Genomic DNA, 5,153 nt, shown 5'->3' with positions numbered 1-5,153 from the left:
CAGGTGGGCAGCGGTGGGCGAGGTCGATGGCCCGGGTCATCCAGCGGTGGTCGTCGAGCTGGGTCATGGAGCGGCTCGTCCTCCCTGGGGCCGGCCCCTGGTAGGGGCGGACCGGATCGCCGGTGGCGGGATGGTAGTCAGCCGGTGATGGCCGTGGTGGCCCGGTCCATCGCCTGGCGGAACTCGCGTACCTGGGGGACAGTCTGCCATCCGGCGACGGCGTCACGCAGGGACCGCAGACTGGTCATGATCCGTCCGGAGTGCGTGCTGGCGCCAACCGTGAGCGCGTTGAGACCGAGTACGGCGGCTTGCTCTGGTTCGCGTGCTCCTGCGTGCGCGAGGGCTTCGCGAGCGAGGTAGACACCGCGGTCGCGGTAGAAGGCCGGGGGGAGGCCGTCGATCGCGGCCCGGAACCCGGTGGCTGCGGCCGGGTAGTCACCCAGTGCGGCGAGGCTGTGTGCCCGCTGGACTTCGATGTAGGCGGGACTGAAGAACTCGCCCCAGGGGCCGGTGTCGGGCCCGGCCCGGTCGAGGATGTCATGGGCGCGGTCGTAGAGCGTCAGGCAGGTGGTTTTCTCGCCCCGTAGTGCGTGGCCGTACGCGCTGTAGGTCGCGGCGATGACGGCAAGACGACCGGTTGGCTCCGCGCTGGTCAACGCTGCGTCGGCGACATCGACAGCTTCATCTGGGTCGCCACGGTCGGCGGCGAGTTGGCTCTTGCGCGCGAGGATGAACACCGTGGCCTTGGGATCGCCTGCGCGGTGTGACCATTCCAGCGCTCGGTCGAGCCAGTATCCGGCGGTGGCGTGATCTCCGCTGTCTTGGTGGAGCCAGCCGAGGAGATCAGCGAACTGCGTTTGGATGTGGAGCAGGGTCTGCCGTTGTGGGCGCGAATTCGTGCCGTGTCGGAGATGGGTGGCGATGAGGCCGGTCTGTTCCTGCGCTGTGGTGATGACCTGGCGCGGTCCGAAGAGGTTGTCGTTCTCCGCGAGCACGGCGCGCAGGCGTGCGAAGTGATCGACGACGCGTGGGTCGATGGAGGACGATCCTGGTGGGATCGTCGGCATCGTGGCGAGCGGGCTGAGGGCTGCGCCGCTGGCTGCGGTGAGGCCCAGGCCACGCAGGAAACCCCGGCGATCGAGTGGCATGAGGACGATCCTCCCGTCCGGGGCGAGTTGCGGAAAAATGATCACGTTGCCTTCGTCGGCGGGACCGGCCGAGCTGGGGGCCGGTGCTTGCCCAGCTCTGGCTGCGCTGAAGGCGACTTCGACCGGTCCTTCGGTAGTCGTGCCCCATGGTGGCGCCGAGGGCGTGATCGAAGAGGCCGTCGACGACGCAGCCACGCGGTCCGGCGGACGGCGCATGCCGTTGATCAGGAACACGTCCGCCGGAGGGAGGTGTTCACGGTCGTCGACATCGACCAAGGCGTGGAGATCGCATCCGTACACCTCGGCGAGCAGGGCGAGGATCTGCGGGGTGGGACGCCGCCGGGCAGGGTGAGGCCAGTTCTCCACCTCAGACAGCCGCGGCGCGGTCATCGGGGCGGCGCCCTCCGGGTCGAGGCCGGCACGGACGGCGTGGGCGTTGATGCGATCGGCGGCCTGCTGCTGTGTCCAGCCGTGTGCGACACGGTAGGCGGCGCGGGGGCGTAGCCGGTAGCGGCGGGCGAACTCGATCGCGATCTCGTGGTGGCTCATGCCGGTCGCGTGCATCCGAGTCCGCAACTCGTCCTGCTCAACCCTTTGGCTGGGCCTGTTCATGTCGACGTTGCCACCCCTTCCAGGTCAAGGATGCTCGCTGATCCGGCAGCTACTGCCACCGATCGGTTCTAGCTCGGAACCCGCCCACGGTAACCGGTCCATCACTATCAGGGCAGTAGTGATCGGGGTGGCAGGTTGCCGCTCTTTGCGATGGCATTGTCACCTCTCCACGCCGACCGCAACTGATCTGCCTTGCCGCGAGATGTCGCGCGGGTACGCGGGTGGCAGGCGTCCTGGACAGGAGCAGTTGCGTACCGCTAGTAGCGCAGTACCAGGCGGTTCTCTGGCTTGGTTATGATCTTGCCTTTCGTCTGGTTGGGGATCGGCGTGCCGGTCGGGAAGGCGAGGATTTCGGGGTCGGCGGTGCGGTCGTGGTCCCAGGCGTCGATCTGGTCGACGATCCGTGAGGCGAGACGGTGACCGAGGGGTCCATGGCCGATGGCGCCGAGCTGCCAGCGCCCTGGGGCAGAGGTGCGTCGGATGGTGAAGTAGGCCAGTGAGCCGTCTTTGACCAGGGCTGGGCTGCGCGAGGCGATCGCGGGTGTGCACAGGCCCTCGGTGACAGCCTGCTGGTCGGCCTCAATGCGGACCGCGCCGTCGTCCACGGCGCTGAGGTGGAGCCAGACGCGGTCGAAGGGTTCCTGGCCGTGCACGGTCACGTCGGACCAGACGGTGGACTTCTCCCGGTCGAGGACGCCGCGCAGGGCCTCGGTATCGATGGGCTGGTCGAGGTCGTGGTGCAGGGCGGCGAGGCCGTCGGGGTGGATGACGCTCTTCCGTTCGCCGGGCTGGCCGAGCATGGGTACGAAGCCGCACAGGAAGACCCAGTCGGACTTCCAGTGGTCATCCTGCCTGGTGAGTGCGACAGCGCGGGTGGTGCCGCGCCAGCGCAGCGGGAGGACGAGGCGGCCATCGGGGACGAGCTGGTCCCACCAGGCCTGTGGGATGTCCCAGGCGCCGACCGTGACGATGACCCGGTCGAACGGGCCGTCCTCGGCGGCGCCGTCGGCGCCGTCGCGGGTGAGGACGCGGACGTGAGGAAAGCCGGTGTCGTCGAGGTTGCGCCGTGCTGCGGCGGTGACGTCGGCGTTGATGTCGATGGTGGTGACGTGGCCGCCGGTTCCCACGAGGGTGGCGAGAAGGGCCGCGTTGTAGCCGGTTCCGGCGCCGATCTCCAGGATGCGCTGGCCGGGCCGGACGTCGAGGGCGGTGAGCATGGCGGCCACGATGGTGGGGCCGGATGCGCAGCTGAGGTGGGTGCCGTCGGGGAAGGCGTGGGTGATGACCGCCTTCTCGTCGTAGGCGTCGGTCAGCGGCGCCTCGGGGACGTAGCGGTGGCGTTCGACGGAACGCAGCGCCGTTTCGACCCACGGGGGCAGATCCTGGCTGGTGAGGATGCGGTCGACCATGCGGTCGCGCAACGCGCCTGGTGATGTGGCTGCGGTGGTGTCCATCAGTCTCCTTCACAGCGGCAGGGGGCATGGTGGTGACAGCGGCCTCGGCGGGGTAACCAACTGCTAGTTGATCAACAGGCAGCGGTCCCAGTCTGGCAGCGCCGAGTCAGATGTGATCTCCAGGGCAGAATGGGCGAGCGCGATGCCGGTCGCGCCGTCCAAGAGTCCCGCGGTGGTGGGGTCACCCTTGCCGCGTAGGTACCGGTGCATGTGTGCTTGGGCGGCGCGCAGGGCGGCGGAGAGCTCGCCGGTGCTGGTGTCGGCCGCGGCCCGGTGGGCCGTCAGGAGGAGCCCGGCCCAGCCGTGGCAGAGTCCCGCGTCGGTGAGCTGTGCGAGCCGGTGGTCGTCGGTGAGGCATCCGATGAGGGTCTCGACCGCGTTGGAAACTCGTTGTTGGTCGCCGATGGCGAGGGCTGCGAGGTGTTCGGCTCGGGCGATTCCGGGACTGCCGTAGCACCAGGACGGTCGATGCGGCCCCGGGCGAGCTGCGCTGCCGGTACGTAGCTCGTTGTGGTCGATCACTTCGGGCCACCAGTCGGTCCGCCGCTGGCCTCTGCGCCACTGGTCAAGCCACGTGACGATGGTGTGGAGCGCGTCGACGTGTCCCGCCGTGGTGATGCCTTGGCGCTTGGTGATGGCCAGGAGCGCCAGCGGCCCGGCGACGCCGTGGGCCATGCCGAATCCGGCATGGCCGGCGTTCCACCGGGCGGATGCGCGTCGGTCGGGGCTGCCCGTCGCCCACCAGCCGGGCAGGTCGCGGCCGTTGACGCGGATGGGTCGGGTCAGCCGCACCAGGTAGGTGAGCACGTCCCGAAGAAGAGCGGTTTCGTGGTCCCGGTGCAGGAGGATGGCGCCGAGGCCGGTGAGTCCGTTGATCAGGTCGTACTCGCGGGCGTGGGGCAGCTGCCCATGATCGATGCGGCGGTGGGCGGTCTCCAGACGCTGCCGGATGACGGTGGCGATGGCGTCGTCGAGGGTGGCGAGCGCGGCGTCGTAGGCGGGGTGGCCGGCGGTGTGCAGGGTGTAGGCGACGGCCGGTGCGCCCTGGTACAGGCTGGCGGTGTCGGGATGGGCGTTGAGCGGGCTACGTGTCATCGCCATCGCGAGGCGGTGCACCGGTTCCCAGCCGTCGAGGCCAGCGCGGGCGCGGGCGATATGCGCCAGTGCGATCCCTGGTGCTCCGTCGCCGAGGGACTGAGCCCAGCGCGCCGATTCGGCATCGCCGAGGGCTGGGACCGTCGGGAAACGGGAGCGCGTGGTCACGGGCTGTCCGCCGTGGTGTGTGCGCGTCGGGTGAGAGCGATCTGCCGGGCCAGACGGCGGCAGGTGGCCTCGTCTGCGCGATCGATCAGCCTGGCGCGGTTGTGATGCATGTGCAGGAGCGTGGACAGAATCCGATCGGCGTCGGCGTTCCCGGGGAGCGCGAACCGATAGCGGGTCAACGCTTCCCGGCGGGCCTGCCACGTCTGGGCGAGGGCGGTGGGCAGGGATGTATCGCCCGGCAGGGCTCTTCGGGCTGCCCAGCGGGTGACCTGCTCGGTGACGAGCCGATCCGCACCGGGCGCGGCTTTGGCGGCGAGGTGCTCCAGCAGCCAGGCGTTCGCGCGGACGGGGTCGGCGTGGAAACCGTCGGCGATGTCCACCATGCCGATGGCAGCGAGCGCCATCGGATGGACTGCGAGCGGCGTCGGGAGCTGAAGTGCGATCGCGACCGCGTGCGAGTCTGCCGCGAACACCGCTTCGGCGGCGTCCATCGCGGCGCCACTGCCGTAACGGCCGATCTCGGGATGGTAGGTCGCCAGGGTCAGCCGGGACGCCGCGCCCGCGTCGCAGAGCTGCTGCCCCCACTGGCCGACCGCGCAAGCCACCGCGGCGTACTCCTCCTGGCCGGCCGTGCGAATCCGCAGCCGCAGATGGTCGGTCTCACGGACGCTGCGGT

4 protein-coding genes are annotated in these 5,153 nt (G+C 69.9%); all 4 read right to left on the bottom strand.

The window, feature by feature from the left end; genetic code table 11:
- Window positions 1–137: 137 nt before the first annotated feature.
- The gene (locus tag MJ785_RS20195; RefSeq protein ID WP_239382313.1) at window positions 138–1,760 is read right to left on the bottom strand and encodes a helix-turn-helix transcriptional regulator; all 1,623 of its coding nucleotides are present in this window, start codon (window positions 1,758–1,760) and stop codon (window positions 138–140) included.
- A 257-nt stretch (window positions 1,761–2,017) separates the two neighbouring features.
- Complete coding sequence (fxlM, locus tag MJ785_RS20190; RefSeq protein WP_239382311.1) at window positions 2,018–3,214, bottom strand: methyltransferase, FxLD system; 1,197 nt, start codon at window positions 3,212–3,214, stop codon at window positions 2,018–2,020.
- A 63-nt stretch (window positions 3,215–3,277) separates the two neighbouring features.
- Window positions 3,278–4,477, bottom strand: a complete 1,200-nt coding sequence (locus MJ785_RS20185) for a lanthionine synthetase C family protein (protein WP_239311422.1) — start codon at window positions 4,475–4,477, stop codon at window positions 3,278–3,280.
- Window positions 4,474–5,153, bottom strand: a 680-nt coding sequence (locus tag MJ785_RS20180) for a thiopeptide-type bacteriocin biosynthesis protein (RefSeq protein WP_239382309.1), incomplete at its 5' end; no start/stop codon positions are given. The genes MJ785_RS20180 and MJ785_RS20185, both read right to left, overlap by 4 nt.

The organism is Protofrankia sp. CiT1, assembly GCF_917627335.1.
Taxonomy (GTDB): domain Bacteria; phylum Actinomycetota; class Actinomycetes; order Frankiales; family Frankiaceae; genus Protofrankia.
The sequence above is the reverse complement of the archived record's forward strand: the minus strand, read 5'-3'. Positions and strand labels throughout refer to the sequence as shown.

What these genes read in the sequence shown, in the direction of transcription:
- MJ785_RS20195 (WP_239382313.1), bottom strand. Translation starts at nt 1,760, where the DNA reads ATGAACAGGCCCAGCCAAAGGGTTGAGCAGGACGAGTTGCGGACTCGG.
- fxlM (WP_239382311.1), bottom strand. Translation starts at nt 3,214, where the DNA reads ATGGACACCACCGCAGCCACATCACCAGGCGCGTTGCGCGACCGCATG.